Origin of the sequence: Ruegeria sp., from assembly GCF_040830605.1 — a bacterium.
Lineage (GTDB): Bacteria > Pseudomonadota > Alphaproteobacteria > Rhodobacterales > Rhodobacteraceae > Ruegeria.
In genome coordinates this window covers 94704-118099 of record NZ_JBFOMD010000015.1, presented here as the reverse complement: position 1 = coordinate 118099, position 23396 = coordinate 94704, and the positions used below count along the sequence as shown (strand labels likewise).

Below are 23396 nucleotides of genomic sequence, written 5' to 3'. Positions count from 1 at the left end.
ACGAGCCCGGGCATCGACCCGGGCTTGTTTCGTTTCCGGCTCACGTTGAAGATTGATATTTGTAAAAATATCAGATATTTTTTAATACATGTGATGAAACGTAGATTCGCGGTCGATGCCCCGGGGGATGCAGCATATGTCAGACACTGACGCGGCAAGCGTCTCACGATACTCATTGGCGCATCTCACGCTGATTGGCTGCACGCCGCCCGAACTGGTCTATATCGCCGCCCGCGCCGGGTATGACGCGGTCAGTCCCCGGTTCATCCCGATGCATGTGCCCGGAGAGTTCACCCAGTCGCCCATCGACAGGGCACAGGTGCAGGCGACGAAGACCGCGTTGGATACTACCGGCTTGCAAGTACTGGATGTGGAACTGGCGCGGATTACCGAGGATGTCGATCCCCGCAGCTTTGAACGCTCGCTCGAACTTGGCGGCGAACTTGGTGCCGGGCGCATGATCATGAGCGCGTGGACCAAGACCCGCGATGACCGGGATTTTCTGATCGACGTCTATTCCGAGACCTGCGAACTGGCCGCGCCTTACGGGCTGAGTGTTGATCTGGAATTTCCGTCCTTTTCCCGCCTGCGCACTCTGGACGAGACGCTGGATATCGTCCGCGCGGCCGACCAGCCCAATGGCGGCATTCTGGTCGACACCCTCTATCTGCATCTCAGCCGCGTCGATATCGGCGAGCTGCTGCACGTGCCCGCCGATCTTCTGCATTTCCTGCATATCTCGGACTGCCTGCCCGGCATCGCCGACACCCGGGAAGGCATGATCCAACTGGCCCGCGACGCGCGGCTCTATCCCGGTGAGGGCTGGATCGATTTTGCCGGGATCATCGAACGGATGCCGCCGGTGGACTACTCGATCGAGCTGCCGAACCAGAGCCGGGTGGCCGAGCTTGGCTATGAGGAACACGCGCGGCGCTGCCTGACCCATGCGAAACGCACCTTTGGCGATGCCCGCTCGCAGCGGCGCATGTCGGACCCTTCCACACTCCATTCAAACGAGGACTACCATGAGCAGAGAGCTCACTGAGAACGACCGTCATCTGGCGGCGGACATGCTGGAGCGCGCCCGCGCAGCGATGGCCAGGATCGAGGACTGGCCGCAGGACCGGCTCGACAAGCTGGCGCAGGCCATCGGCTGGTATGCCGGGAATGAGGCCACGTTCACGCGGCTGGCGCAGATGGGGGTGGACGAGAGCGGGATTGGCGACCGCGAGGGGCGCCCGGCCAAGCGCTTCAAGATCCATGGTGTTCTGCGTGATGCACTGCGGCAGAAATCGACCGGCGTGGTCGAGGTGGATGAGAGCAGGGGGCTGGTCAAATACGCCAAGCCTGCCGGGGTCATCGCCTCTTTGATCCCGATGACGAACCCGGCGCTGACCCCGCCGGTGACCGGCATCTATGCGGCCAAGGCGCGCGACGCGGTGATCTTCTCTCCGCACCCGCGCACCCGACAGACCACCGCCGAGATGGTTCAGGTGATGCGTGCGGCCTGCGCCGCTGTCGGCGCGCCCGAGGACTTGTTCCAATGCGTGACGCACCCGTCGATCCCGCTGACCCAGCACCTGATGGAGATCTGCGATCTGACGCTGGCCACCGGCGGCAAACCCATGGTCAAGGCTGCCTACAGCTCGGGTCGGCCAGCCTATGGCGTGGGCGCCGGCAACTCGTCGATCGTGATCGACGAGACCGCCGATATCGAGATCGCCGCCGCCAATACCCGCATGTCCAAAACCTCGGATTTCGGATCAGGCTGTTCGGCGGATGGCAACATCATCATCCAGCGCTCGATCTACGACCGGATGGTCCGAGCGCTCGAGGCCGAGGGCGGCTATCTCTGCAATGCCGAGGAGAAGACCCTGCTGGAACAGGCCATGTGGGACGAAAATGGCAATCGCACCTTTCCGACCATCGCCTGCCGTCCGCAGCAGACGGCCCAAGTTGCGGGGTTCTCGATCCCCGAGGACCGCAAGTTCCTGATGGTCGAAAACCAGGGCCAGATCGGCAAAGAACACAAGTTCTCGAAAGAGAAGCTGACGACGCTGATGGCGCTTTATCATTTCGATACATTCGACGATGCGCTGGACATTGTCCGGCAGATCTACGAGGTGGGCGGCAAGGGTCATTCCTGCGGCATCTACAGCCATGATGACGATCATATCGACGCGCTGGCGCGGGTGGCGCCGGTCAGCCGCATTATGGTGCGCCAGCCGCAGTCCAAGGCCAACGCGGGCAGTTTTACCAACGGGATGCCGATGACCAGTTCATTGGGCTGCGGCATCTGGGGCGGCAACATCACAAACGAGAATGTCAGCCTCAAGCATTTCATGAATTACACCTGGGTCAGCCGACCCATTCCCGAAGACCGCCCCAGCGAGGCTGAGCTGTTCGGCGAGTTTTACGGACAGGAGGTCGCGTGATGGACGGCGCACAAACCAAGGGCAAGACCGTTGCCGAACATATCGTGGATTATCTTGAGCGGCGCGAGGTCCGCCACGTTTTTGGCCTGTGCGGCCACACCAATATCGCGGTACTGGCGGCGCTGGCCGAAAGCCCGATTGACTTTGTCACCGTGCGTCATGAACAGATCGCCAGCCATGCGGCGGATGCTTATGCGCGGGTGACGGGGAAGGCGTCGGTGGTGCTTTCGCATCTCTCTCCCGGTTTGACGAATTGCGCCACCGGCGTCGCCAATGCCGCGCTCGACTGTATCCCGATGGTGGTGATCGCGGGCGACATCCCCACCCACTACTACGGCAAGCATCCGCATCAGGAGGTGAACCTGCATGCCGATGCCGCCCAGTGGGAGATCTACCGCCCCTTCGTCAAACGCGCCTGGCGGGTGGACCGGGCCGATCTGATGGCCGAGATCCTGGAAAAGGCGTTCCATCTGGCCGAAAGCGGGCAACCGGGGCCGGTTCTGGTCAACGTGCCGATGGATATCTTCTCCGAGGTGATCCCGTCCGACACCTTCGACCGGGTCGCAGGCAATACGCGCGCGCTGATCAAACCGTCCATCGACGATGACACCGCGCGACAGATCGTCGAACGCCTTGCCGGGGCCGAAAGCCCGGTGGCCTATGTGGGCGGCGGCATCCTGCTGGCGCAGGCCAGCGAAGAGCTGCGCGAATTTGTCGAGCATATGGGCCTGCCGGTGGCGCATTCGCTGATGGGCAAGGGCGCGTTGCGCGACGATCACCCGCAAGTGCTGGGCATGACCGGGTTCTGGGGCACCGAGCTGGTCAATCAGAGCTGCCTCAACGCGGACTACATCTTTGCCATCGGAACACGGTTCAAAGAGGCCGATTGTTCCAGCTGGTATCCCGGCTACACCTTCAACATCCCCGGCTCGAAAGTCATCCATATCGACATCGAGCCCAGCGAGATCGGCCGCAACTACCCCACCGAGATCGGCGTCGTGGCGGATGCCAAGGCTGCCCTGCGCGTCCTGACGCGGGTGGCGCGCAAGATGTATCCCGACGGGTTCAGGCGCCCGGAGGTGGAGGCGAAAATCGCCGGTTTCCGCACCGCGTTCAAGGCGGGCAACAGCGACATGGCCACCTCGGCCGCCTTTCCGATGATGCCCGAGCGCATTCTGGCCGATACCCGCAAGGCACTGCCCGAGGATGCGATCATCACAACCGATGTGGGCTGGAACAAGAACGGGGTCGGGCAGCAGTTCGACATTCTGACCCCGGGATCGATCCTGACGCCGGGCGGGTTTGCGACCATGGGCTTTGGTCCTCCTGGCGCAATCGGCGCGAAACTCGCCGCGCCGGACCGGGTGGTTCTCAGCCTTGTGGGCGATGGCGGCTTTGGTCAGAACCCGTCGATGCTGGCCACCGCGGTCGAGCTTGATCTGGGCATCATCTGGCTGGTGATGAACAACAACGCCTTCGGCACCATCGCGGGCCTGCAAAAGGCGCATTACGGGCTGACCTACGGCACCACCTTCCCTGGCTCGGCGGCGGCCCCGTCCAACGGGCCCGGCTATGCCGAGATCGCACAGGCTTACGGCGCCGAGGGCATCCGGGTCAGTTCCGCCGATGAGCTCTTGCCGGCACTTCAAGCCGCCATTGCCAGCGGCAAGCCCACGGTTCTGGACGTACCCATGATCAACAACCCGACGCCGACAACCGGGCACTGGAACATTCTGGACATCTATTCACCGGACAAACACGTCTCGCATGTCGCGACCTGACCTTGACAGCAAGGTCTGAGCAACTGGCGGGCTTTTAGATCATCCGCGCCCGGGTGCGAGATCATCGGCCTTTCCCCGTGCTGCCAACAACGGCAGCGAGGGACCAAGCAGCCATCTGTGACGGTTCGGCTAACCAAAGACCGCCATGGGAAGGACGGTGCCCCAGGGCGTTTCTTGGGCCGAGCGCAACTCTTTAAAGCCCGCTTTCTTATACGCTGCAATGGCGCGAGCATTGTCAGGGTGCGGATCGGTCGCGACCACTGGGACGCCTGCTTTAAAGAGCACCTCTAGCCTTTGTGCGATGAAGGCTGGGCCGTGCCCTTTTCCGGTCATTCCCAAGTCTCCGATGAACTGGTCAATTCCCCGGGAACCTTTTGGAAGATCGAAGAAATGGTGATTTTCCCAGCCATGAACTGTGTAGTCTTGCATGTATGCAAAGGGCTTGCCGTCAGAGCTGACAATCCACCTTGCTACGCGCTTGTCCTTGAAATCCTTAGCATCATGGGGTTCAACGGAATCCCACCACCGCCGAACGTGAGGCTGAGATTGCCAGTCTAGCAGCAAATCGAGGTCAGCCAGTGTTGCGGCTTCGAAGGCGTATCGGCGCGCGATAGTCATATGGCCAAAATACCAGATCGGTAGCTGGTTTGAATGGGATCTCAGCGGTCACCCACGGTTCCCTTTAGGTATCCCCTGCGCTGACCAATGCACAAGGGGCGGCAATGAGGAGCACTAAGCCTCAAGAGCAAGAAGCTTAGTGACAATGCCCCTGGCAACGACGCGGCCTCCCTCATGGCAGTTGAATCTGGTTCCGACTGAAATGCGCGCTCGATGATAGTCAGTCGTCTCCCGGACCACTATGTGCATCCTTGCCATAAGCGTTCCATCGAGAGAAATTCCTTCAGGGATAGGCAACCCGTCTTTGTCCAAAAATTTCGGGTAAATCATGTATATCTCCTTTGGCGAAGCATCTTCAGCGTAGCCAAAATCCCAACGGATGAAGTTGTGCACCGGCAGGTTTCTACCGCCTTGATCAGAACTCAAGATTGCAATCTCTGCCTCGAAATCCGCTGGCTCAGAATACAGTTCAATAGTCATGCGAGTAGTTTTCACACCGGAGCACAGAAGGCAATCGGTCCATCGTCCGGTGTGTTTGCGACTTCGCTTTGGGCTCCCAGCGTCCGCTCGCACGTCGCCGAGCCCAGTCTCAATGACGTGAGCCTGTCCCAGATAGTCTGTGCCCGGTCGGAGGTCGGGCACGACCTAGGGTCTCAAAAAATCTAAGCCACAGTCACCGTTGATCTTGCGCCCCAGCCCAGATGATCTCAAGCCGGTAAAGTTATTGGTCCGCCGACTATCTTCGACGACAAAGCCATATTCCAATCAATCGCGACTGGACAAGATCTTTGCAAGATCCGGCTCGGTCCTCTGGGTCCGCTCAAGGTCCAGCCCGTTCTGAACGTGCAGGATATGGTGGCGGATCGTATCCTCGGCCGCCCGGGCATCGCCGCTTACGATGGCGTCGATGATCAGCTCGTGTTCGTCATCGGGGCAGGTGGTGCTGCGGCTGGCGCCGAACAGGGCCACGATCAGGGATGTGCGCGTCACCAGTTCCCGAATGACCCGGGTCAGCACCGCGTTCTTGTGGCATTTGGCCAGTTCGACATGAAAGGCCCCTGAGAGCCGGATCAGCTCGGTCCGGTCATCCTGTTGCCGCGCGGCGTTTTCCTTGTCCAGATGAAGCCGCAGCACATCGACGGCCTCGTCCCCGATGCCGCGCGCCAGCTCCCGCACGATTCCGGTTTCGATCATCAATCTTGCGGCAAACACCTCGCGCGCCTCATCGGCGCCGGGGCAGGCAACATAGGCGCCGCGATTGGATTGCAGGTCGACGATGCCCTGGCTGCCCAGCAGCAGCAGGGCGCGCCTGACGCGCATTCTGCCCACCCCAAAGGTTTCACACAAAGCAGCCTCGCTGAGCTTGGTGCGCGGGGCGAGTTTCTGTTCCATTACAGCAGAATAGATCCGGTCGACGATCATTTGCTCATCGGGATCTGTGTGCATGGTCTCGAGCTTTTGTGAGGCGTCTCTGGTCATCTTGCTATGCGTCGGCGGCAGTGGCTGAAGGTCGTTGATATAGGGGGCACGGGTTTCTGACAATATACACGATTTCCGTTAACACAAACAGATAAATCGCAAACAATAAAAGTTGACAATGATTGTTAACAATGTGCAAATAGCGATGCGCGCCGGGAGTTCGTCCTGTGGTGCGGTAAGGTTTTGAGGTGTCCGGAAGAGGCGCCGAGACCCCAATAGGGAGGAAAGAATGAAACGCAGAACCCTGATGAAAACATCGGTCGCATTAGCCGTGTCCGTTTCAGCCCTGGCATCGGCCGTATGGGCGGACAACCCGGTGCTGAAGATCGGTTTTGTCGGTGTGACATCCGGCCCGGCGGCGGCCTGGGGCATTTCGAACCAGCGTTCGATGGAAGCCCGCGCCGACTGGATCAACGAGGCTGGCGGGTACAAGATCGGCGACACGACCTATGACATCGAGATCGTGTCCTTCGACGATCAGAAAGACCCCAAGCGCGCCATCGCCGGTATGGAGAAGATGGCGCAAGAGGGCATTCATTATGTCGTCGGCCCCAATGTGGATGACGGTGCCGCTGCGGTGCGTCCGGTGGCCGAGGCTCAGGGCATCATGTATTTCCCCTACGCTTTCCCGAAAGAGCTCTATACCGCACCGGCGTCCAATGCGGTGCTCGGGATGGTGGCCAACTACCAGTCCGGTCCGGCGATCTACAAGTACTTGCGCGATGAAAAGGGCGTAAAGACGGTGGCCTTTGTGGCGGCAAACGAATCCGACCCGCTCAGCCAGCGTGACGGTGGCGTGGCCGCAGCCGGTGAGCTGGGTCTGGAAGTGGTGTCGGACAATGTCACCTATCAGGTGGATACCACGGATTTCACACCGGTCCTGACGCCTGTCATGCGCACGCAGCCCGATCTTCTGGTCCTGTCGGGCGTGTCTCCGGCAAATGCGCCGCAGCTGATCCGCTCGGCCCGGGAACTGGGCTATCAGGGCCTGATCTCGACCGAGACCGCGCAGGACGCCACCGTGCTGCGTGAGGGTGCGGGCGAACTGGCCAACGGCTTTATCTCGGTTGGCGGCGCTTCCACCCCCGAGATCGCATCGGACGACATGAAGGAATTCGTGGACCGCTACACGAAGATGTTCGGCGAATACAACGACGAGTCGAACACCAAGGTCTATGTGCTGGAATACATTCTGGCGACGCTGAACGCCAATCCGGCGGCCATCGACAATGTCGACGAGTTCCAAAAGACCATGGATACGTTCGAGGCGCCGAACCCGTTCATGAAGGGCGATGCCAAGCTGCGCTATGTCGGCACGAGTTCGTTCGGGCAAAAGCGTCAGATCGCCGTGCCGCTGGTGGTGAACGTCTATCAGGACGGCGCTTTCGAGACGCTGTTCGTGGCAGAAGTGGACTGAGGCAGTCTTTCCCGCGCAGGCTTGAAGCCGGGCAATCCGGTCCCGGGCACGAAACACGGTCCGGGACCATCCAACAAAATGCGGAATTCCGATGGAACAGATAATTGCGAACGGCATCTATCTGGGCGCGCAATATGCGATGATCGCCCTTGGGCTGACGCTGATCTTTGCGCTCATGAACGTGCTGAACTTTGCCCATGGGCAGATGTACGTTTTGGGCGGCTTCGTCACCTACACCTTCTACGGGCAGCTCGGCTGGCCGTTCGTGCTGGCCCTGCTGGCGTCCTGCATCACGCTGGCCATTCTGGGCGCGTTGATCGAAAAGTTCCTGTTTGCGCCGGTCATCCGGCGGTCGTCACGTGAGGAGAGCACGATGCTCCTCGCCGCCGGGCTGGCGTTTCTGTTCGACGCGGTCATCCTGCTGGTGTTCGGAGAAAAACAGCGCGGCGTGCCCAAGATCGTCAATGGCGTGTTCAACTGGGATTTCCGGCTGATCATGCCCTATGACCGCATCCTGATCTGTGCGCTCGCGATCCTGTCCATCGTGGGGTTCATCCTGTTCATGCAATATTCCAAGACCGGCCGGGCGCTGCGGGCGCTGGCGCAGGACCGGACGGCGGCGCAGCTGATGGGGGTCAATGTCGACCGCTACTCGATGATCGGTTTTGCGCTCGGCGCGATGTTGGCGGGGCTGGTCGGTGGGCTGCTGGTGACGATCACCGGCGTCAATCTGGGCATGGGCGGTCCGACGTCGATCAAGGCCTTCATGATGGTGATGATCGGCGGCGCGGGCGTGATTTCAGGCGCGATTGCCGGGGGCATCATTCTGGGGTTCCTCGAGGCCATCGGCTTGGCGGTTCTGTCGCAATATGGCGACATCACCTACCTGCTCATCTTCGTGTCGCTGATGATTTTCCTGGCCATCCGCCCGCAGGGGCTGATGGGCAAGCCGTGGGGATAGGCCGATGCCCAAGCTGAACACATTCCAATGGGCCGGTCTGGCGGCGTTCCTGCTCGCGGTCTTTTTCGCGGTGCCTGCATTCGTCGCGGCATCCGGGCGGACCGATCTCTACTACACCCTGACCTCGGTGGCGCTGCTGTCCATCGCCAGCGCCGGTGTCTGGCTGACCTTCTATATCGGCCGCATCAATATCGGGCAGGGCGCGTTCGCGCTGATCGGGGCCTATGCCTCGGCCATTCTGGTCACCAAGGCGGGGATGTCGTTCTGGCTGTCCCTGCCGCTGGCGGGCCTGTTTGCCGCTGGAGTTGCGATCCTGATCGGCCTGCCCATCCTGCGGTTGCGGGGCGTCTATTTCGCCATGATCTCGCTGGTGCTGACGCAGGTGGTGACGCTGACCGCACTGGCCTTGCCGATCACCAACGGGGCAAAGGGCATCACCTCGATCCCGTTGCCCGGGGCGGTGTCGGTGTTCGGCCTGACCCTGATCTCGGATTTTGCGACGCTCGAAAACCCGCGGCTGGCCTTCTACTACACCGCCTGCGCGCTGATGGTGATCACCTTTGCCGCCATGTACCGGCTGGTGAATTCCCGCCTCGGCCATCTGTGCCGCTCGATGCAGCAGAACGAAGAGCTTGCCGCCTCGATCGGTGTCAACATCGCGTATATCCGCATCATCGTATTCGCGATTTCGTCCTTTCTGGGCGGCATCGGTGGCGCCATGTTCGGCTCGATTGCGCAATCGGTATACCCGTCCAGCTTTCAGGTCGCCGACAGTGTGAACTTCATGCTCAACTGCTTCCTGGGCGGGCTCGGCTATGTGTTCGGGCCGATGCTGGGCACCCTGGTTCTCTATTTCGGCTGGGATCTGCTGTTCGAGCTTGGGCGCTATCAGCTGCTGGTCTATTCCGGGCTGCTGATCATCCTGATGCTGGTGCTGCCGAACGGATTGCTGAGCCTGCGGCTGGGCAAAAGCGGAGGGCAGGGCAAATGAGCAACCTTCTCGAAGTGCGCCATGTCACCAAGAAATTCGGCGGCCTGACGGCAAACAACAACATCAGCTTCAACGTGCACGAGAACGAGATCCTGTCGGTCATCGGCCCCAATGGTGCGGGCAAAAGCACGCTGTTCAAGATGATCTCGTCCTTCCTGCCCACCACGTCGGGCGAGGTTCTGTTCCGGGGCGAGCGTATCTCGAATCTCAAGCCGCATGTGGTGGCGCGCAAGGGCGTGGTGCGGACGTTTCAGGAGACCACCATCTTCAAGTCCATGACCGTGCGCGAAAGCATCGTGGTGGCGCAGCATCTGCGGGCGCGGGCGTCTCTGGCGGGGTATTTCTGGGGCACCAAAACCGCGCATGAGGATGCCGACAGCTTTGGCCAATATGCCGACGACCTGATCGAGTTCCTGGGCATGACCCCGATTGCGCATGAGCTTGCGTCGAACCTGCCACAAGGCAATCTGCGGGCGCTTGGCATTGCCATCGGGCTGGCCACCGATCCGCAGGTGCTGCTGCTGGATGAGCCGTTTGCCGGGATGAACCATGACGAGACCATGAAGATGGTGAACCTCGTGCGGAAGGTGCGCGATGATCGCGGGGTGACGGTTCTGCTGGTGGAACATGACATGCCGGCGGTCATGAACATTTCCGACCGGATCGTGGTGCTGAACTTCGGCGAGATGATCGCCGAGGGCACGCCATCGGACATCCAGAACAATGAAAAGGTCATCGAAGCCTATCTGGGCAGCGCGGACGATGAGATCGGGATCTGAACCATGAGCAAGATGTTGGAGTTCAAGGATGTCGAGCTTTATTACGATCACGTCTATGCGCTGAGGGGCGTCTCGATCGATCTCGAGCAGGGTGAGACGGTTGCCCTGATCGGGGCCAATGGCGCGGGCAAGACCTCGATCCTGCGCGCCATAACCGGGCTGGCCGCGATCACCTCGGGTTCGGTTGGCTTCGAGGGTGAGCAGATCGACGGCAAGAACCCCGCCGATATCGTCGCCAAGGGCATCGCGATGGTGCCCGAGGGGCGCCGGGTGTTCCCGTACATGACGGTGCGCGACAACCTGCTGATGGGGGCGTTCACCCGGTCCGACAAGGCGGGCGTCCAGCAGACATTGGAGTCGGTGCTGGAAAGGTTCCCGAGGCTCAGGGAACGGTTCAGCCAATCCGCCGGAACCCTGTCGGGCGGGGAACAGCAGATGATGGTGATCGGTCGCGCGCTGATGGCAAAGCCGCGACTGCTGCTGTTGGACGAGCCGTCGCTGGGCATCGCGCCCAAGCTGGTGCAGGACATCGCCCGGTCGATTGTCGCCATCAACCGGGATGAGGGCGTGTCGGTGTTGCTGGTCGAACAGAACTCGCGCATGGCGCTCTCCATCTCGAACCGCGCCTATGCGATGACCACCGGAAACGTAGTCATTTCAGGCAATTCCAGGGAACTCTTAACCGATCCGCGGATCAAGGCCGCCTATCTGGGCGGGGAAGTGTGAGGCGCCGTGAAACTCCTTGTCGTCAACCCGAACACAACCGTTTCGATGACCCGCAAGATCGAGGCGGCGGCGCGCACGGCCGCCCATCCCGGCACCGAAATCGTCGCCACCAACTCGCGCAACGGCCCGCCCAGCATTCAGGGATATCTCGACGTGTCGACCTGCGTCCCGGGGTTGCTCGACGCGGTGGCCGCACACCCGGATGCCGATGCCATCGTGGTAGCCTGTTTTGACGACACCGGCGTGGATGCCGTGCGCTGCGTGACGACGGCGCCGGTGATCGGGGTGGGCGAGGCCGCCTATCACGCCGCCGCCATGATCAGCCCCAAGTTCAGCGTGATCACCACGCTGTCCCGGTCGCTTGCGGGGCTTGAGGCGAACCTGATGCGATACGGGCTGGACCGGCGCTGTGTCCGGGTTCGGGCCACCGACGTGCCGGTTCTCAAACTCGAAGAGAATGACCCTCAGACCATCGACAAGATCCGCGCCGAGATCCGCGAGGCCATCGACAAGGACCGGGCCGAGGCGATTGTGCTGGGCTGCGCTGGCATGACCGATCTGATGTCGAACCTGTCGGAAGAGTTCGGCCTGCCCGTGGTCGATGGCGTCACCTGCGCGGTCACCTTTGCCGAGGCTCTGGTCAAGGCAAAGCTCTCGACATCAAAATCCTGCTCCTACGCCTGACCCGGCAAGGCAGGTTCTGTCCGAAAGGGCATCCTTACCCGGAGCTAAACCCAAAAACCCTCTTGTCCTGTTTGCGGCTTTCCATGGCGGGCATCCCGATACCTCAGGTCCGATTTGATCCAAAACAGGTCCGATATGGTAGCGATTTCGATCCAATAGGCGGCAATACTGCGCCAAATGGAGTCCGATTCGATGCGATACTCAGGTTTCAAGGTCATCAAAGAAGCGCTCACCGGGCATCGTGGCTGGGGCCCTGCATGGCGGGATGCCGAGCCGAAGTCAAACTATGATTACGTGATCATCGGCGGGGGCGGCCACGGGCTGGCGACGGCCTACTATCTGGCCAAGCAATATCGGCAGTCCCGCATCGCAGTGGTCGAAAAGGGCTGGATCGGCGGCGGCAATGTGGGGCGGAACACGACGATCATCCGGTCAAACTACCTGCTGGACGGGAACGAGCCGTTTTACGAGTTCTCTCTCAAGCTCTGGGAGGGGCTGGAGCAGGATCTGAACTACAACGCGATGGTCAGTCAGCGGGGGATCCTGAATCTGATCCATTCCGACGCGCAGCGCGATGCCTTCGTCCGCCGGGGCAATGCGATGATCCTGAACGGTGCCGATGCCGAGCTTTTGAGTACCGAGCAGATCCTGCAGCGCTATCCGTTTCTGAACGTGAACAACGCCCGGTTCCCGATCAAGGGCGGCCTCGCCCAGCATCGCGGCGGCACCGTGCGCCATGACGCCGTGGCCTGGGGCTATGCCCGCGCGGCGGATCAGCATGGCGTGGATATCATCCAGAATTGCGAGGTTACCGGCTTTCGCATCGAAAACGGAGCGTGCTCGGGCATCGAGACCACCCGTGGCTTCATCGGCGCCAAAAAGGTTGCCGCCTGTGTTGCGGGCAGTTCCTCTCGCCTCATGACCAAGGCCGGGATGCGCCTGCCCATCGAAAGCCACGTGTTGCAAGCATTTGTGTCCGAAGGGCTGAAGCCGGTGCTTCCCGGCGTGATCACCTTCGGTGCCGGCCATTTCTATTGCAGCCAGTCCGATAAGGGCGGGCTGGTCTTCGGCGGAGACATTGACGGCTACAACTCCTACGCCCAGCGGGGCAATCTGCCCGTGGTCGAGGATGTCTGCGAAGGCGGCATGGCCATCTTTCCGATGCTGGGCCGCGTGCGCCTCTTGCGGATGTGGGGCGGCATCATGGACATGTCCATGGACGGATCGCCGATCATCGACCGCACGCATATAGACGGGCTCTATTTCAATGGCGGCTGGTGTTACGGCGGCTTCAAGGCCACGCCGGCCTCGGGCTTTGCCTATGCGCATCTGCTGGCCACCGACACCCCACACGAAACGGCAACGGCCTATCGTTTCGATCGCTTCGCGCGCGGCTGCATGATCGACGAAAAAGGCATGGGCAATCAGCCCAACCTTCACTGAGGAGAGACCGGCATGATGATCGACCATCCCATCCTCGGGCCGCGCGACGCAGGCGAGTTCGTCTATATGGGCTGCGCCTCACTGATCAACCGGCCCGACTGGCAGGCCGAGGACGCGCTGCAGCAATTCACCGATTACGGCTATCAGCGCGACAACCCATCGGGCGGGCATCGCGAGCTGTGGTTTCACGAGGGCGGCGACCGCTCATGGCTGGTGGTCACGCGCGACACGGTCACCCACGCAATCACGCAAGTGGAACTGGCCCGCGACGTGGCCCGGCGGGAGGGACGTTCAAAATGACCCAGACCAACCGTTTGCAGGGCGGGATGATCGACCGCTCCCGGACCCTCTCGTTCCGCTTCGACGGCAAGGCGTTTCAGGGGCATCCCGGCGACACGCTGGCCTCGGCCCTGCTGGCCAATGACGTGCGGCTGATGGGCCGGTCGTTCAAGTACCACCGCCCGCGCGGCCCGATGACCGCCGGATCGGAAGAGCCGAACGCCATTGTCGAGCTGCGCACGGGCGCCCGGCAGGAGCCCAACACCCGCGCCACCACGGCCGAGCTGTTTGACGGGCTGGTGGCCAATTCGCAAAACCGCTGGCCGTCGCTGCGCTTCGATGCCTTGGGCGTCAACGACTGGCTGTCGCCCTTTTTCGCCGCCGGGTTCTACTACAAGACCTTCATGTGGCCCGCGAAATTCTGGGAAAAACTCTATGAGCCGATGATCCGGCGCGCTGCCGGTCTGGGCTCGGTCAGTTTCGAGCCCGATCCGGACAGTTACGACAAGGGCTTCCTGCATTGCGATCTGCTGGTGATCGGCGGCGGCCCCGCCGGTCTTGCGGCGGCCCTGCGCGCTGGTGAGGCCGGGGCGCGGGTGATCCTGGCGGATGAGGATTTCACCCTCGGCGGCAGGCTCAACGCGGAAACTCATGAGGTCGCAGGGATGGCCGGTCACGTGTGGGCGGCGCAGGCGGTTGCCCGTCTGGCCGATATGCCGAATGTCCGCGTCATGCCGCGCACGACGATCCTCGGGGCCTTTGACCATGGCACCTATGGGGCGCTGGAGCGGGTGAGCGACCATCTGGCGGTGCCGGAAAAGGACAAGCCGCGCCAGATCCTGTGGCGCATCTATTCCAAGCATGCGCTGCTGGCCGCAGGCGCGACCGAGCGTCCGATTGCGTTTGAAAACAACGACCGGCCCGGGATCATGCTGGCAGGCGCCGTTCGATCCTATGTCAACCGCTGGGCAGTAACCCCGGCGCGTGATGTGGCGATCTTTACCAACAACGATGACGGGCATCGCACCGCGACGGATCTGCGCGCCAAAGGTGTCAACGTAACGGCGGTGATCGACACACGGCCGGATGCGCCGGATGGCGGCGATTTCGAGGTGATCAAGGGCGGCGTGATCACCAACACCTCCGGGCGGCTCGGCCTGACCGGCATCGAAGCCCGCACGGCGGATGGTGGGCAGCGAAGGATTTCCTGCGGCGCGCTGGGTGTCTCGGGCGGCTGGAATCCGAATGTGGCGCTGACCTGCCATCAGGGCGGGCGTCCCGCATGGAACGCGGATATCGCCGCCTTTGTGCCCGGCAGCGCGCTGCCTCCGAATATGTCGGTTGCGGGTGCCGCAAACGGTGCGCTCACCACCCATGGTGCGTTTCACACCGGGGCCGAGGCGGCCAGTCAAATACTGGACCATCTGGGTCTGTCCGCGCCCGCGCCGGACCTTCCCGAGGCCGAAGACGGCCCGGTCAACCTCACCCCGTTCTGGCATGTGAAGGACGCCAAACGCGCCTGGGTCGATCAGCAGAACGACGTGACCGCCAAGGATGTCAAACTGGCGCATCAGGAGAATTTCGTCTCGGTCGAGCATCTGAAACGCTACACCACGCTGGGCATGGCCACCGATCAGGGCAAGACCTCCAACATGGCCGGGCTTGCGATCATGGCCGAAGTGGCGGGCAAATCCATTCCCGAGGTCGGCACCACCATGTTCCGCCCGCCCTACACCCCAACCGCGATAGGCGCGTTCGCCGGGCGGTCGCGGGACAAGGATTTTCGCCCCGTGCGCAAGACACCCAGCCATGTCTGGGCCGAAGAGAAGGGCGCGGTTTTTGTCGAGGTCGGCATGTGGCTGCGGGCCCAGTGGTTTCCGCTACCCGGCGAAACCCACTGGCGTGAAAGCGTCGACCGCGAGGTACTGCAAACGCGCAAATCGGTTGGTGTCTGCGACGTGACCACGCTGGGCAAGATCGACGTGCAGGGCGCGGATGCGGCGGATTTCCTCAACAGGATCTACTGCAACGGCTTTGCGAAACTCCCCGTCGGCAAGACCCGCTATGGGCTGATGCTGCGCGAGGATGGCATCGCGATGGACGACGGCACGGCGGCCCGTCTGGCCGACGACCATTTCGTCGTGACCACCACAACCGCCAACGCCGTCGGCGTCTATCGCCACATGGAGTTCGTGCGCCAATGCCTGTTCCCGGACATGGATGTGCAGCTTATTTCAACGACCGAAGCCTGGGCACAGTTTGCCGTGGCCGGACCCAATGCCCGCAAGCTGCTGCGCAAGGTGGTGGACGACGATTACGACTTCTCGAACGAAGGGTTCCCGTTCATGGCCTGCGCCGAGATCACGGTATGCGGCGGCCTGCGGGCGCGGCTGTTCCGGATCTCGTTCTCGGGAGAGTTGGCCTATGAGATCGCCGTGCCAACCCGCTACGGCGACGCCATGATCCGCAAGCTGATGGAGGCGGGTGAAGAGTTCGATGTCGTGCCTTATGGCACAGAGGCGCTCGGCGTTATGCGGATCGAGAAAGGCCACGCCGCGGGCAATGAGCTGAACGGCACCACGACAGCCCTCAATCTGGGCATGGGCCGGATGGTCTCCAAGAAGAAGGACTCCATCGGCTCCACCCTGTCCGAGCGGGAGGGGCTGAACGAGGATGACGCCCTGAAGCTGGTCGGGTTCAAGCCGGTGGACAGTTCGAAACCGGTGCCGGCGGGATCGCATCTCATGACCAAGGGATCACAGGTCGATGCTGCCCATGATCAGGGCTATGTCACCTCGGCCTGCTATTCGCCAAATCTCGGTTGCCACATCGGGATCGGCTTTCTGAAATCTGGCCACGCGCGGAGCGGTGAGATCATCCGGCTGGTCAGCCCACTGACCGGCATCGATCATGAGGTCGAGGTGGTAAGCGCGCATTTCGTCGATCCAGAGGGGGAGCGTCTTCGTGCATGACCTTGTTGCAATCACGCCGCTGGGGGCCGCCGAGCCCCGCGTGGACAGCCATGGCCCGATCACGCTCAGCGAGATTACCGATACGGCTCTGGCCTCCGTCGCCGCCCGATTGGGGCAGGAAGAACAGGCCCGGGCCTGGCTGGGCACAACTCTCGGGGTGGCAGCGCCCGATCCCGCGCGCGTCGGGGGTAAGGACCTGGCCGCATTCTGGATGGCCCCCGATCAGTGGATGGTCGAAGCCCCCTATCAAACCCACGAGATGCTGGCGTCGGACCTCGCCCAACAAGCGGGCGGGGTGGCAAGTGTGACCGAACAATCCGACGCCTGGTGCCGGTTCGACCTTGCTGGCGATGGCCTTGCGGACGTATTCGAACGCCTGTGCCCCGCAGACGTGCGCAGTTTCAAGGGCGGCGAGGCGGTGCGGACCTCCATTGACCATCTCGGGTGCTTCCTGATCTGCCGGACACCGGAGCATTTTTCGGTCTACGGACCGCGCTCCTCCGCCGGCTCATTGCATCACGCGCTGTTGGTGGCCATGCGTTCGGCGCACTGACACGGCACAGTTCAAACGGAGGGAACCGGCAGATTGCCCTCAACCCGGTAGAGGTTGATGCGCTTGCGGTCCTCCTGAGGGCTCAGCCCGAAGGTGTTGCGGTAGTGTTTCGCAAAGGCCTGAACGCTGCTGTAGCCGACCGCAGCCGCCACATCACCCATACGGTCATCGGAATACATCACGATCTGACGGGCGGCTTTCATCCTGAGGTGGCGAAAATACCCGGTCGGGTTCTGGCCGGTGGCGCGTTTGAAACTGCGTTCGAGATGCCGGGGGGTGATACCCAGCGCATCCGCGATATCCGCCATCGGCACCGGCTCGGCCAGATCGCGGGTGAACAGCTCTATGGCCCGGGCCACCAGGGGCGGCAGATCGGTGCTCGCGCCGTCGGTGCCGGGGGCGGGCACGATCTGGTGCACCCCTTCCTTGCGCATCATCGGGTGCTGGAACCAGCAGGCGACCTCGGTCGCGATGGCATGACCCAGCTTTGCGTCAATCAGGTGCAGGGCCAGATCAAAGGCTGCTGCCGCGCCCGAGGCCGTGACGCAGCGCGGGTCGATTTCGATGGTCCGGTCCGAGAAGGGCACATCGGGAAACTCCGAGGCAAAGGCGGCGGCATAGCACCAATGCACCGACAAGGGCGCCCTGTTGGCCACACCGCTGCGTACAAGCGGGAACACTCCACCGCTGATGGCGCCGGGGATCACGCCGTGGCGAGCGATGCGCCGCAAAAGGGCCGGGGTCTTGTCGTCCGCGAAACGGATCGAGGGCGCGGACAGCAGCAGCAGGTAATCGAGGGCGCAGTCATCTGCCAGCGTGGCGTCGGCCTTAAACACCACGCCCGCGCTGGACGTGACCCGGGGGCCGGATTCCGAGATCAGCGTCCAGCCAAAAACACCCTGATCTGAGATCTCGTTCGCCGCCCGCAGCGGTTCGATCACCGATGTCAGGCATGCCATTGGAAATCCAGGGAAAATCAGAAAGCCGATCTGGGTGGTGCTCATCATGAACCCATGCGCGTGACTGGCAGGTGCGGCTGGCCGCACCTTCGTGTGGTGCGCGTTTTCGCGACCGTGACGGTGTTTGCCTATTGTAATCTAAGGTGCTGAATGTTTCCTATAAATAAACACGCCACCCCGGCGTTTTTGATCAACAAGCAGACCTCTGATCCAATGACGAAGCTGTCCCAAGACCCTCACGTTCTGCGCGATACCAGTGAAAAAACGCTGGAGGTCGCCATCGGCCGCGAGGTGCGCGCCTACCGCAGAAAACAGAACATGACGGTGGCCGAGCTGTCGAAAGTGACCGACCTGTCAATCGGCATGTTGTCCAAGATCGAGAACGGAAATACCTCGCCGTCGCTGACCACATTGCAAACCCTGTCGAATGCGCTCTCGGTCCCACTAACCGCGTTCTTTCGTGGGTTCGAAGAGCGCAGGGAAGCTGTGCACACAAAGGCCGGCGAGGGGGTCGAGATTGATCGCGAGGGCACCCGGGCCGGCCATCAGTACAATCTGCTGGGGCACATCGGATCGAACTCCAGCGGTGTGATCGTCGAGCCTTATCTGATCGTTCTGGACAGTCAGGCCGATGTGTTCCGGACCTTCCAGCACGACGGGATCGAAATGATCTACATGCTGGAGGGCGAGGTCGATTACCGTCACGGGAATGAGCAATACGCGCTGAAGCCGGGCGATACGCTGTTCTTCGACGCGGACGCGCCGCATGGTCCCGAGACACTGGTGAAACTGCCGGCCAAGTATCTCTCGGTGATCAGCTACCCGCAAAAGAGCTGATTGAAATTTTCCCCAAAGGAATATTAGTTTACTGAGATTGCGAATCTCCGAATTCGATGCTAGCCTGCCGCAAAGCCCGAAACGGGCGGACTCATTTTTGCGGAGCTACAGGAAATGTGCGGTATCGTAGGACTGTTTCTAAAGGACGAGGCGCTTCAGCCCCAGCTCGGTTCCCTGCTCACGGACATGCTGATCACCATGTCCGACCGTGGGCCGGATAGCGCCGGGATCGCCGTTTACGGCACGGATGACGCGGGACAGTCCAAGCTGACCGTGCAGTCGGACAGCCCCGGCGCCTTTGACGGGCTGGCGGAAAAACTGGGTGGTGCGCTGGGTGCAGCCGTGTCCCTGACGCGCCGCGATACCCATGCGGTTCTTTCCATCCCGGTTGGGCAAGCCGATGCCGCCCGCGCCGCGTTGCGCGCGCTGGCGCCCGATCTTCGGGTGATGTCGGTCGGCGATACGCTGGAAATCTACAAAGAGGTCGGCCTGCCAAAGGATGTCGCGGCCAGGTTCGAGATCTCGAAAATGACCGGCACCCATGGCATCGGTCACACGCGCATGGCCACCGAATCCGCCGTGACCACATTGGGCGCGCATCCGTTCAACACCGGACCCGATCAATGCCTCGTGCATAACGGCTCGCTGTCCAACCATAACTCGCTGCGCCGCAAGCTGATCCGCGAAGGCATGCAGTTTGAGACCGAGAACGATACCGAAGTGGCCGCTGCCTATCTGACGTGGAAAATGCAGAATGGCGCCACGCTGGGTGAGGCCCTGACGGATTCGCTCGACGATCTGGATGGCTTCTTCAACTTCGTCGTCGGCACCAAGGACGGGTTTGGTGTCGTGCGCGATCCCATTGCCTGCAAACCCGCGGTGATGGCGGAAACCGATCAATACGTGGCCTTCGGATCGGAATACCGCGCCCTGGTCGATCTGCCCGGCATCGAACAGGCCCGCGTGTGGGAGCCTGAGCCGGCAACGGTCTATTTCTGGACCCACGACACGACGTCTACCCCGGACCGGAGGGCCGCCTGACATGCAGACCTACGATCTTGAATCCGGTGACCTGCGGGGCCTGAACGCCTCGCTGCACGCGCAGGCCGAAACCACCAACCAGACTGCGTGGGAGGTGGTGAACCCCCGGGGCAGCCACGCCATCGCGGTGGGACTGGACGCCCCCATCGAAGTCAACGTGAAAGGCTCGACCGGGTATTACTGCGCTGGAATGAACAAGCAGGCCACCGTGCACATACATGGCTCGGCAGGGCCGGGCGTGGCCGAAAACATGATGTCCGGCACCGTCATCGTTGACGGCGATGCCAGCCAGTATGCCGGTGCGACGGGCAACGGAGGCACGCTGGTCATCAAGGGCAACGCCAGTTCCCGCTGCGGCATCTCGATGAAGGGCATCGACATCGTCGTGCATGGCGATGTCGGCCACATGTCCGCCTTCATGGCGCAGTCCGGCAATCTGGTGGTCTGCGGCGATGCCGGCGACGCGCTGGGCGATTCAATTTACGAGGCGCGCCTGTTCGTGCGCGGGTCGGTGAAATCGCTGGGCGCGGATTGCGTGGAAAAGGAGATGCGCTCCGAACATATTGACCTGCTGCGCGATCTGCTCGCGCGCGGCGGATGCGATGCCAAACCGGAAGAGTTCAAGCGATACGGCTCGGCCCGGCAGCTCTACAACTTCAAGATCGACAATGCCTATTGAGGGACCCATGACCATGAAAGACATCCCCCACGACGGTCCCCCCCGGACGGAACCGATTCAGTCGGCGACATTCTCGAACCCGGTCAACGCCGAGATCCGGCGCGCGGCGGCGACGGGCATCTATGATATCCGTGGCGGCGGCGCCAAGCGCCGGGTTCCGCATTTCGATGATCTGCTGTTTCTTGGCGCCTCTGTCTCGCGTTATCCGTTGGAAGGCTACCGCGAGCGCTGCGATACCAACGTGACGCTGGGCACGCGCTTTGCCAAAAAGCCCATCGAGCTGGATATCCCTATCACCATTGCGGGCATGTCATTCGGCGCGTTGTCCGGCCCCGCCAAAGAGGCGCTGGGTCGCGGCGCGTCTGCCGCCGGCACCTCGACCACCACCGGCGACGGCGGCATGACCCCTGAAGAGAGGGGGCACTCGACCAAGCTGGTCTATCAGTATCTGCCCTCGCGCTACGGCATGAACCCGGACGATCTGCGCAAGGCGGACGCGATCGAGGTCGTGGTGGGGCAGGGTGCCAAGCCAGGCGGCGGTGGCATGCTGCTGGGGCAGAAAATCTCGGACCGTGTTGCCGAGATGCGCAACCTGCCCAAGGGGATCGACCAACGCTCGGCCTGCCGTCACCCCGACTGGACCGGCCCGGACGATCTTGAGATCAAGATCCTCGAACTGCGCGAGATCACCGCCTGGGAAAAGCCGATCTACGTCAAGGTCGGCGGCCCCCGTCCGTATTACGACACCGCGCTGGCCGTGAAGGCGGGCGCGGATGTGGTCGTGCTCGACGGGATGCAGGGCGGCACCGCCGCAACCCAGGACGTGTTCATCGAACATGTGGGTCTCCCGACGCTGGCCTGTATCCGCCCGGCGGTGCAGGCGCTGCAGGATCTCGGCATGCATCGCGAGGTGCAGCTGATCGTTTCCGGCGGCATCCGGACCGGCGCGGATGTGGCCAAGGCCATGGCCCTTGGCGCGGATGCCGTCGCCATCGGCACGGCTGCTCTGGTCGCAATCGGAGACAACGATCCGAAATGGGAAGAGGAATACCGCAAGCTGGGCAGCACCACCGGCGCCTATGACGACTGGCACGAGGGGCAGGATCCGGCGGGCATCACCACTCAGGACCCCCAGCTTGAGGCGCGGCTCGACCCGGTCGATGCGGGGCGCCGCCTGCGCAACTACCTGAACGTGATGACGCTTGAGGCGCAGACGATTGCCCGCGCCTGCGGCCATAACAACCTGCGCAACCTCGAACCCGAGGATCTGTGCGCTCTGACCATCGAGGCCGCCGCCATGGCCAAAGTGCCGCTGGCGGGCACAGACTGGTACCCGGGCAAGGCCGGGTTCTGATCCGATTGGGCGCGGCTCCGAAAACGGGACCGCGCCCTTTTTTGTTAACCAACAGGGAAGGAAAGCCAACCATGACGGTAGATCTGGCAGCTTTCGCCAAGGAAAAAGGCGTCAAGTATTTCATGATCTCGTTCACCGACCTCTTTGGCGGCCAACGCGCCAAGCTGGTTCCGGCCGAGGCCATTGCGGACATGCAGGAAGAGGGGGCGGGGTTTGCGGGCTTTGCCACCTGGCTTGACATGACCCCGGCGCTGCCCGACATGCTGGCGGTGCCCGACCCGGCCTCGGTCATTCAACTGCCGTGGAAGCCCGAGGTTGCCTGGCTGGCGGGAAACTGCGTCATGGAAGACGAAGACGTGGCGCAGGCCCCGCGCAACGTCCTGCGCCGGTTGATTGCCGAGGCGGCGGACGAGGGGCTGCACGTCAAGACTGGGGTCGAGGCTGAGTTCTTTCTGTTAACCCCCGAGGGTGACCAGATCAGCGATCCGTTCGATACCGCGGTCAAGCCCTGCTACGATCAGCAGGCGGTCATGCGGCGCTACGACGTTGTGCGCGAGATTTGCGACTACATGCTGCAACTGGGGTGGGGGCCGTACCAGAACGACCACGAAGACGCCAATGGCCAGTTCGAAATGAACTGGAACTTCGCCGATGTGCTGGTCACCGCCGACCGGCACAGCTTCTTCAAGTTCATGGCCAAATCCGTTGCCGAGAAACATGGGTTCCGCGCCACCTTCATGCCGAAACCCATCGAGGGGCTGACGGGCAACGGCGCGCACGCGCATATCTCGGTCTGGGATGCGCCGGGCGACAAGGCCACGACCAACATGTTTGCGGGCGAGGGCGAAGGCCAGACCGGCGAGGTCGGGCTGTCCGAGCGCGGCAAGCATTTCCTGGGCGGCATCATGAAACACGCCTCTGCCCTCGCGGCCATCACCAATCCCACGGTGAACAGCTACAAACGGATCAATGCGCCGCGCACGGTGTCCGGGGCGACCTGGGCGCCGAACACGGTGACCTGGACCGGCAACAACCGCACGCATATGGTGCGGGTTCCGGGCCCGGGCCGGTTCGAACTGCGCCTGGCGGACGGCGCCACCAATCCCTACCTGCTACAGGCGGTCATCATCGCGGCGGGCCTGTCCGGTCTTCGCACCAAGGCGGACCCGGGCAAGCGCTATGACATCGACATGTATGCCGAGGGCCATACGGTCCGAGATGCACCCAAACTCCCCCTCAACCTGCTCGATGCCCTGCGCGAATTCGACCGGGACACCGAGCTCAAGGCGCTGATGGGCGAGGAGTTCTCGGGCTCTTATGTCAAGATGAAGATGGAGGAATGGAACTCGTTCGTGACCCATTTCAGCAATTGGGAGAGGGAGCACACGCTGGATATTTGATCCGGGTC

General features: G+C 62.1%; 22 protein-coding genes. 18 read left to right on the top strand and 4 right to left on the bottom strand.

All coding sequences use genetic code 11. From position 1 onward, the window contains the following. Positions 1 to 136: 136 nt before the first annotated feature. From AB3N21_RS19710 to AB3N21_RS19700, 3 genes are read left to right on the top strand one after another with little or no spacing between them, the layout of a single operon-like run. Complete coding sequence (locus AB3N21_RS19710) at positions 137 to 1045, top strand: sugar phosphate isomerase/epimerase family protein (protein ID WP_367936810.1); 909 nt, start codon at positions 137 to 139, stop codon at positions 1043 to 1045. Next, a complete protein-coding gene (locus AB3N21_RS19705; protein ID WP_367936809.1) occupies positions 1026 to 2435 on the top strand; it encodes an aldehyde dehydrogenase family protein in 1410 nt (469 codons plus the stop codon). Before AB3N21_RS19710 ends, AB3N21_RS19705 begins: the two co-directional genes overlap by 20 nt. Continuing rightward, a complete protein-coding gene (locus AB3N21_RS19700; protein ID WP_367936808.1) occupies positions 2435 to 4216 on the top strand; it encodes a thiamine pyrophosphate-binding protein in 1782 nt (593 codons plus the stop codon). Before AB3N21_RS19705 ends, AB3N21_RS19700 begins: the two co-directional genes overlap by 1 nt. A gap of 129 nt (positions 4217 to 4345) precedes the next feature. On the opposite strand, the gene AB3N21_RS19695 is transcribed toward AB3N21_RS19700, so the two are convergent. The 3 genes from AB3N21_RS19695 to AB3N21_RS19685 form a co-directional block, all read right to left on the bottom strand. Continuing rightward, positions 4346 to 4834 (bottom strand): GNAT family N-acetyltransferase, encoded by a 489-nt coding sequence (locus AB3N21_RS19695; protein ID WP_367936807.1) that lies wholly within the window; start codon positions 4832 to 4834, stop codon positions 4346 to 4348. A gap of 114 nt (positions 4835 to 4948) precedes the next feature. Next, positions 4949 to 5314, bottom strand: a complete 366-nt coding sequence (locus AB3N21_RS19690; protein WP_367936806.1) for a hypothetical protein — start codon at positions 5312 to 5314, stop codon at positions 4949 to 4951. Between the two features lie 285 nt (positions 5315 to 5599). Further along, positions 5600 to 6313 carry a GntR family transcriptional regulator gene (locus tag AB3N21_RS19685; protein ID WP_367936805.1) on the bottom strand — a complete coding sequence of 238 codons (714 nt, stop codon included), beginning with the start codon at positions 6311 to 6313 and terminating at the stop codon, positions 5600 to 5602. Between the two features lie 229 nt (positions 6314 to 6542). Between AB3N21_RS19685 and AB3N21_RS19680 the strand changes: the two genes are divergently transcribed. From AB3N21_RS19680 to AB3N21_RS19635, 10 genes are all read left to right on the top strand, one after another. Beyond that, on the top strand, positions 6543 to 7730 hold the full coding sequence (locus AB3N21_RS19680) for an ABC transporter substrate-binding protein (protein WP_367936804.1): 1188 nt from the start codon (positions 6543 to 6545) through the stop codon (positions 7728 to 7730). Between the two features lie 91 nt (positions 7731 to 7821). Then, on the top strand, positions 7822 to 8691 hold the full coding sequence (locus AB3N21_RS19675) for a branched-chain amino acid ABC transporter permease (RefSeq protein ID WP_367936803.1): 870 nt from the start codon (positions 7822 to 7824) through the stop codon (positions 8689 to 8691). Between the two features lie 4 nt (positions 8692 to 8695). Beyond that, positions 8696 to 9682: a branched-chain amino acid ABC transporter permease gene (locus AB3N21_RS19670; RefSeq protein ID WP_367936802.1), complete on the top strand. Its 987-nt coding sequence runs from the start codon at positions 8696 to 8698 to the stop codon at positions 9680 to 9682. After that, positions 9679 to 10461, top strand: coding sequence for an ABC transporter ATP-binding protein (locus AB3N21_RS19665; protein WP_367936801.1), 783 nt, complete (start codon positions 9679 to 9681; stop codon positions 10459 to 10461). Before AB3N21_RS19670 ends, AB3N21_RS19665 begins: the two co-directional genes overlap by 4 nt. A 12-nt stretch (positions 10462 to 10473) precedes the next feature. Continuing rightward, positions 10474 to 11187 (top strand): ABC transporter ATP-binding protein, encoded by a 714-nt coding sequence (locus AB3N21_RS19660; protein ID WP_367936846.1) that lies wholly within the window; start codon positions 10474 to 10476, stop codon positions 11185 to 11187. Between the two features lie 6 nt (positions 11188 to 11193). Continuing rightward, on the top strand, positions 11194 to 11871 hold the full coding sequence (locus tag AB3N21_RS19655) for an aspartate/glutamate racemase family protein (RefSeq protein ID WP_367936800.1): 678 nt from the start codon (positions 11194 to 11196) through the stop codon (positions 11869 to 11871). 192 nt (positions 11872 to 12063) lie between these two features. Continuing rightward, positions 12064 to 13314, top strand: coding sequence for a sarcosine oxidase subunit beta family protein (locus AB3N21_RS19650; RefSeq protein ID WP_367936845.1), 1251 nt, complete (start codon positions 12064 to 12066; stop codon positions 13312 to 13314). 12 nt (positions 13315 to 13326) lie between these two features. Continuing rightward, entirely contained in the window at positions 13327 to 13614 is a 288-nt protein-coding gene (locus AB3N21_RS19645; RefSeq protein ID WP_367936799.1) for a sarcosine oxidase subunit delta, read from the top strand. Next, complete coding sequence (locus tag AB3N21_RS19640) at positions 13611 to 16565, top strand: sarcosine oxidase subunit alpha family protein (RefSeq protein WP_367936798.1); 2955 nt, start codon at positions 13611 to 13613, stop codon at positions 16563 to 16565. The genes AB3N21_RS19645 and AB3N21_RS19640 overlap by 4 nt, the downstream gene beginning before the upstream one ends. Continuing rightward, positions 16558 to 17118: a sarcosine oxidase subunit gamma gene (locus tag AB3N21_RS19635; protein WP_367936797.1), complete on the top strand. Its 561-nt coding sequence runs from the start codon at positions 16558 to 16560 to the stop codon at positions 17116 to 17118. Before AB3N21_RS19640 ends, AB3N21_RS19635 begins: the two co-directional genes overlap by 8 nt. Positions 17119 to 17129: 11 nt before the next feature. On the opposite strand, the gene AB3N21_RS19630 is transcribed toward AB3N21_RS19635, so the two are convergent. After that, positions 17130 to 18125 carry a GlxA family transcriptional regulator gene (locus AB3N21_RS19630; protein ID WP_367936796.1) on the bottom strand — a complete coding sequence of 332 codons (996 nt, stop codon included), beginning with the start codon at positions 18123 to 18125 and terminating at the stop codon, positions 17130 to 17132. Between the two features lie 165 nt (positions 18126 to 18290). Between AB3N21_RS19630 and AB3N21_RS19625 the strand changes: the two genes are divergently transcribed. The 5 genes from AB3N21_RS19625 (at position 18291) to glnT (ending at position 23388) form a co-directional block, all read left to right on the top strand. Further along, positions 18291 to 18914 (top strand): helix-turn-helix domain-containing protein, encoded by a 624-nt coding sequence (locus AB3N21_RS19625; RefSeq protein WP_367936795.1) that lies wholly within the window; start codon positions 18291 to 18293, stop codon positions 18912 to 18914. 114 nt (positions 18915 to 19028) lie between these two features. Beyond that, entirely contained in the window at positions 19029 to 19955 is a 927-nt protein-coding gene (locus AB3N21_RS19620; RefSeq protein ID WP_367936794.1) for a glutamine amidotransferase family protein, read from the top strand. Between the two features lies 1 nt (position 19956). Next, the gene (locus tag AB3N21_RS19615) at positions 19957 to 20634 is read left to right on the top strand and encodes a protein GlxC (protein ID WP_367936793.1); all 678 of its coding nucleotides are present in this window, start codon (positions 19957 to 19959) and stop codon (positions 20632 to 20634) included. Between the two features lie 13 nt (positions 20635 to 20647). After that, on the top strand, positions 20648 to 21988 hold the full coding sequence (locus AB3N21_RS19610) for an FMN-binding glutamate synthase family protein (RefSeq protein ID WP_367936844.1): 1341 nt from the start codon (positions 20648 to 20650) through the stop codon (positions 21986 to 21988). Between the two features lie 71 nt (positions 21989 to 22059). Continuing rightward, the gene (gene glnT / locus AB3N21_RS19605) at positions 22060 to 23388 is read left to right on the top strand and encodes a type III glutamate--ammonia ligase (protein ID WP_367936792.1); all 1329 of its coding nucleotides are present in this window, start codon (positions 22060 to 22062) and stop codon (positions 23386 to 23388) included. Positions 23389 to 23396: the final 8 nt, after the last annotated feature.

Excerpts from the sequence above, each read along its gene's own strand:
- AB3N21_RS19625 (WP_367936795.1), top strand. The coding sequence starts at position 18,291 with ATGACGAAGCTGTCCCAAGACCCTCACGTTCTGCGCGATACCAGTGAA.
- AB3N21_RS19645 (WP_367936799.1), top strand. The coding sequence starts at position 13,327 with ATGATGATCGACCATCCCATCCTCGGGCCGCGCGACGCAGGCGAGTTC.
- AB3N21_RS19675 (WP_367936803.1), top strand. The coding sequence starts at position 7,822 with ATGGAACAGATAATTGCGAACGGCATCTATCTGGGCGCGCAATATGCG.
- AB3N21_RS19695 (WP_367936807.1), bottom strand. The coding sequence starts at position 4,834 with ATGACTATCGCGCGCCGATACGCCTTCGAAGCCGCAACACTGGCTGAC.
- AB3N21_RS19685 (WP_367936805.1), bottom strand. The coding sequence starts at position 6,313 with ATGACCAGAGACGCCTCACAAAAGCTCGAGACCATGCACACAGATCCC.
- AB3N21_RS19620 (WP_367936794.1), top strand. The coding sequence starts at position 19,029 with ATGTGCGGTATCGTAGGACTGTTTCTAAAGGACGAGGCGCTTCAGCCC.
- AB3N21_RS19630 (WP_367936796.1), bottom strand. The coding sequence starts at position 18,125 with ATGATGAGCACCACCCAGATCGGCTTTCTGATTTTCCCTGGATTTCCA.
- AB3N21_RS19670 (WP_367936802.1), top strand. The coding sequence starts at position 8,696 with ATGCCCAAGCTGAACACATTCCAATGGGCCGGTCTGGCGGCGTTCCTG.
- AB3N21_RS19660 (WP_367936846.1), top strand. The coding sequence starts at position 10,474 with ATGTTGGAGTTCAAGGATGTCGAGCTTTATTACGATCACGTCTATGCG.
- AB3N21_RS19640 (WP_367936798.1), top strand. The coding sequence starts at position 13,611 with ATGACCCAGACCAACCGTTTGCAGGGCGGGATGATCGACCGCTCCCGG.
- AB3N21_RS19710 (WP_367936810.1), top strand. The coding sequence starts at position 137 with ATGTCAGACACTGACGCGGCAAGCGTCTCACGATACTCATTGGCGCAT.
- glnT (WP_367936792.1), top strand. The coding sequence starts at position 22,060 with ATGACGGTAGATCTGGCAGCTTTCGCCAAGGAAAAAGGCGTCAAGTAT.
- AB3N21_RS19705 (WP_367936809.1), top strand. The coding sequence starts at position 1,026 with ATGAGCAGAGAGCTCACTGAGAACGACCGTCATCTGGCGGCGGACATG.
- AB3N21_RS19690 (WP_367936806.1), bottom strand. The coding sequence starts at position 5,314 with ATGACTATTGAACTGTATTCTGAGCCAGCGGATTTCGAGGCAGAGATT.
- AB3N21_RS19650 (WP_367936845.1), top strand. The coding sequence starts at position 12,064 with ATGCGATACTCAGGTTTCAAGGTCATCAAAGAAGCGCTCACCGGGCAT.
- AB3N21_RS19665 (WP_367936801.1), top strand. The coding sequence starts at position 9,679 with ATGAGCAACCTTCTCGAAGTGCGCCATGTCACCAAGAAATTCGGCGGC.
- AB3N21_RS19615 (WP_367936793.1), top strand. The coding sequence starts at position 19,957 with ATGCAGACCTACGATCTTGAATCCGGTGACCTGCGGGGCCTGAACGCC.
- AB3N21_RS19700 (WP_367936808.1), top strand. The coding sequence starts at position 2,435 with ATGGACGGCGCACAAACCAAGGGCAAGACCGTTGCCGAACATATCGTG.
- AB3N21_RS19680 (WP_367936804.1), top strand. The coding sequence starts at position 6,543 with ATGAAACGCAGAACCCTGATGAAAACATCGGTCGCATTAGCCGTGTCC.
- AB3N21_RS19610 (WP_367936844.1), top strand. The coding sequence starts at position 20,648 with ATGAAAGACATCCCCCACGACGGTCCCCCCCGGACGGAACCGATTCAG.